Origin of the sequence: Bacillus sp. GMs2/2 (assembly GCF_050172095.1) — a bacterium.
In the GTDB taxonomy this organism is placed as follows: Bacteria; Bacillota; Bacilli; order Bacillales; family Bacillaceae_G; genus Bacillus_A; species Bacillus_A cereus.
Genome location: NZ_JBNLYE010000435.1, coordinates 1 through 2,994 on the forward strand (window position 1 = coordinate 1; position 2,994 = coordinate 2,994).

Sequence of the window (2,994 nt, forward strand, 5' to 3'; positions counted from 1 at the left end):
ATCATAATATGGATTGTGTTAATTACAGAACTTATAAAACCTTCAAAAGAACAGAACGTACGAAAAATAGTAACTTTAGTAACTGCTGGTTCCGCATCAACACTTATTTTGACGGTTTCATTTATTCAAAATATCCCGTTTTGGAATTGATAGTGATATATATAACTATCAAAAATATGTATAAATAAAAAGATTAGGGTTCACTCCTAATCTTTTTATATTTTGAGGTAGCACCACATGCTCAGCAAGCTAAGGTCTTGAAGTAGCCCCTAAACAAAATTTAAAATTTTTCTAAAGTTATTTATGTGAATTTAACTCGTTTTCAGGAACATATGTGGTCCTTTTATAATTTGAAGTTCTTTTTAAGCTTCTTATATTTTCTATACGAACGTCTAACAATGTTTAACATAAAATACGGTATTTTAACAGAGAAAGGCAATTTATAAATGAAAGGAAAATAAAAGGTGAAATATGCCTTTTCTAGATCCCTCCACTTACTATCTTCTTTTGTTTTTAAGAAATCAGATACATCGACTACATATCCCCTTCCTTTTTCCATCATCACATTTTTCCCGTGAACATCACAAGGAGTTAATCCTTGTTCCCTCGCATACTCTAAAGCTTTATTTATATCAAGGATCACCTGCTTAGGAATTTTAATCCCCTTATGAAGGGCATCGTATAAGGTAATTTCTTTTAAACGTTTCAATACTATGAAATTTTCCCCTTTATATATAAGCTTTGAATAAGAAGGATGATCTCCAATTCTTCGGTATACTTCTGACTCTTTTTCAATTCCTTCTCCTTCTCGCACGTAAACTTTCACTACCCAATCTTTGTATTCTCTGTGCATGAATACTGCGGCATAATTACCTGTTCCTAAACACTTCCAAAGTCTAGGAATATCTTTAACTACTACAGGATCGAATTCATCATCACTTCTTATACTTACCTCTTTTAATAATTCGTCATTTATCAATCCCACAAAACTATTTATACTCATCATTCCCACTCCGGTTTTGCTAAAAGGGGGCCCACCCACATTTTAACGAAAATATACACTAAGCGAATTTTAGCATAACATGCCAAATCTATATTACTCTATTTTATAATCTAAAACATTGTTTAGAAATGTAGCAAGGGTTTGTTAATGGTTCAATTCTTCTTCCACAACTATTTTTGTTAGCAAAAACTTTTATTGTTTTAATAGTCTTTTGTTTAATTCCCACAATGCTGTTTTGTTGCTATCCCATTTCAAAAGCGTTACTGCTTCCTCAAAGCATAACCATTTATAATTAAAGTGTTCTTTAGATAATGATATGTTTTTTGTAGGGACTTTAACTCCAAAAGAAAATTCTTTTATTACATAAACCTCTTCTCCCCAAAGGAATCCTCTAACTACATCCTCTACGGGTAGTGAAGACACAGAATCTAATTGTATATATGGACATTCTCTTGTAATACCAGCCTCTTCAAACGCTTCCCGTTTTGCTGATTCAATAGGAATCTCACCGACTTCTCCGCCACCAGCTATTCCTTGCCAATAACTATAATCACTTCGGTTGAAAATAGCATATTGAATGGAATCAGTAGTTTTTATATAAGGAAATATCAATACTTGATATGGCGCTCTCATTGCTTAAGCTCCTCTCAAAAATAAGTTTTAAATAAATATAAATAAAGAGCCGACATCACAATTCTACATTATTAATGCAGGTTTATAATGTCGGCCTTCTATTTTTAAAGAATTTTATTTTTCATAAACAGGCTTACTCTTAACAGAGGGAAAACTGCTTATTCCTTGTCGAATTTGTTTAGCATGGTTCTTCCTAAATGTTAGCAGTACCCTATATTATTCAATTGCGCCAGCAACATCATAATCATTTAAATCTAACTCAATTGGTTGTCCCAGCGCTAATTTAGCAAGTTCCGCTCCTAAGTATGGACCAGCTGTTAAACCCGAAGCTCCTAATCCATTCGCAACGAGAATTCCTTTAAAGTTAGGTAGTGGTCCGATAACAGGTAAGAATCCTGGTGTAAATGGTCTGAATCCAACTCTCGTTTCAAGCACTGTAGCATTTTCTAAGCCAGGTGCAACTGCTAATGCCTTATGGAATACTTCATGTAAACCACCTGCTGTTACACGATGATCGAAACCAGTATCATTCTCATGTGTTGCACCAATTACGACATGCCCATTGTCAAACGTTAAAATATATTGATCGTTCGGTGGCATAACAACTGGCATATTTTCTGTTGCTGTATTCTCGATTTGCAGATGAACAATTTGTCCTTTTTGGAATGTAACTAAGAAATTAATTCCTAATGGATTCAAGATTTCGTTCGCCCATGCGCCTGCAGTTACAATAACCTTTTCCGCTAAAATTGTTTCATCGTTTACTGTAACTCCCGTAATATGATTTCCTTCACGGACTAATATAGCATCGCCTTTTATTAAAGTTGCACCATGTTTTTTCGCAGCACTTATTAATGCATTGCGTAATAATCTTCCATTTACTCGTGCAGCACCACTAATATGAACAGAACTATATTCGTCTGATAATGCTGGGAATAATTTTTTTGTTTCTTCAGCTGATAAGCGAGTGATTTCACCAATCTCTGGGGCATCTTCACGTCGTTTATAAGCTCGCTCTTCCATTTGATCTAACTTTTTCTCGTCAGTATGTAAACTAATTGCACCTACACGATTATATCCTGTGTCAGTTTCACCGTCTTCTTCTAATTGCTGAATTAACGAAGAATAGTAACGTGCACCGCCTTTAACAATTTTATACCATGCTTTATTACGACGCTGCGATAGCCATGGACATACAATACCTGCTCCTGCATCAGTTGCTTGCCCTAATTGTTGGCGATCCATGATAGTAACATTCGCACCTGCCTTAGCAAGATGATAAGCAGTAGACGCTCCTAAAATTCCAGATCCAACTACAATATACGATTTCATCTCAAACACCTTTTCTCTTTTGCTAA

3 protein-coding genes are annotated in these 2,994 nt (G+C 34.8%); all 3 read right to left on the bottom strand.

All coding sequences use genetic code 11. From position 1 onward, the window contains the following. Positions 1–343: 343 nt before the first annotated feature. Positions 344–1,003 carry a serine/threonine protein kinase gene (locus ACQGS6_RS25620; protein ID WP_000026528.1) on the bottom strand — a complete coding sequence of 220 codons (660 nt, stop codon included), beginning with the start codon at positions 1,001–1,003 and terminating at the stop codon, positions 344–346. Positions 1,004–1,195: 192 nt separating this feature from the next. Next, positions 1,196–1,636 carry an NUDIX hydrolase gene (locus ACQGS6_RS25625; protein WP_001202618.1) on the bottom strand — a complete coding sequence of 147 codons (441 nt, stop codon included), beginning with the start codon at positions 1,634–1,636 and terminating at the stop codon, positions 1,196–1,198. A 216-nt stretch (positions 1,637–1,852) separates the two neighbouring features. After that, entirely contained in the window at positions 1,853–2,968 is a 1,116-nt protein-coding gene (locus tag ACQGS6_RS25630; RefSeq protein WP_426965818.1) for an NAD(P)/FAD-dependent oxidoreductase, read from the bottom strand. Positions 2,969–2,994: the final 26 nt, after the last annotated feature.

What these genes read in the sequence shown, in the direction of transcription:
- ACQGS6_RS25630 (WP_426965818.1), bottom strand. Translation starts at nt 2,968, where the DNA reads ATGAAATCGTATATTGTAGTTGGATCTGGAATTTTAGGAGCGTCTACT.
- ACQGS6_RS25620 (WP_000026528.1), bottom strand. Translation starts at nt 1,003, where the DNA reads ATGAGTATAAATAGTTTTGTGGGATTGATAAATGACGAATTATTAAAA.
- ACQGS6_RS25625 (WP_001202618.1), bottom strand. Translation starts at nt 1,636, where the DNA reads ATGAGAGCGCCATATCAAGTATTGATATTTCCTTATATAAAAACTACT.